Source organism: Phycisphaerales bacterium (assembly GCA_040221175.1).
In the GTDB taxonomy this organism is placed as follows: Bacteria; Planctomycetota; Phycisphaerae; order Phycisphaerales; family UBA1924; genus JAHCJI01.
This window is the reverse complement of record JAVJVK010000009.1, coordinates 1-834: the sequence shown is the minus strand read 5'-3', so window position 1 is coordinate 834 and position 834 is coordinate 1. Positions and strand designations below refer to the sequence as shown.

Annotated in this window: 1 protein-coding gene; it reads right to left on the bottom strand. The window is 62.9% G+C overall.

Annotation, left to right across the window (positions count from 1 at the left end; translation table 11 throughout):
• A partial coding sequence (locus RIE32_09350; GenBank protein MEQ9096454.1) for a phage portal protein occupies positions 1-575 on the bottom strand: 575 nt, incomplete at its 3' end.
• Between the last annotated feature and the right edge of the window lie 259 nt (positions 576-834).

Genomic DNA, 834 nt, shown 5'->3' with positions numbered 1-834 from the left:
TGCAGGTCGAGGGCGATGGCCGTGCCGATGGCCTCGCGGGCCAGCGACAGCGGCGCGCGTCCGAACGGGCTGCGAAGGTGCACCACGTTCGTGGCGGGCACAGGGCGCGCGTCGATCCTGTAGGTCGGCTCGCCAGTCGTGCCATCGAACTGTACGTCGACCACACCCCGGCGATACTTGACGATCTCGGCAATGCGGCCGTCGCCCAGGCGGTTGACATAGGCTGTACCGCCCCGGTCGTCGGACAGCGCGTCGATAACCAGGTCACGGAGAAATTCAAAGCCGCTGGTCCAGTCGTTGGCGCTGTCGCGTAGGAACGTCAGGGCCGGGTGATCGGGCTCCAAGATCTCGGTGCCATCCTTCTCGATGCGCTTCACGCTCACGTCGAGCGTGGCCACGGCCTCGGAGATTACGCGGATCGCAGAGCCGACTGCGGGCACCCGCAGCGCCGCATCCGGCGTGACGGTGACATTGCCCGATGAGGTCGGCGTGATACCGAAGACAGCGAAGAGGTCATCGCCGGGTTCGGCGAGCCCCTTCGTCTCAACAGTCGTTTTGCGGGTAAATGGCCACATGCCCACAAGGTGGCAGGGACTTTACTCGCCGGGCAGCTGGCAAATGTCAGGTTTTGGAAGGTTTTGGTGGGTATTCGTTGTCGGCGAAAAATCTATTTTTCGCGTATCTTGTGCGCAGCTGCCCGCGCCGGTCCCCAGGGCGGCCCCAAAGTCTGGAACCACCCCGGTGATCCTCAGTTCAATTCAGGACGCTGATCTCTATCAACGTCACATCGGCCGTCGTTGATTGCCTGGGAAAGCAGTGCCATTTGCTCGAGCG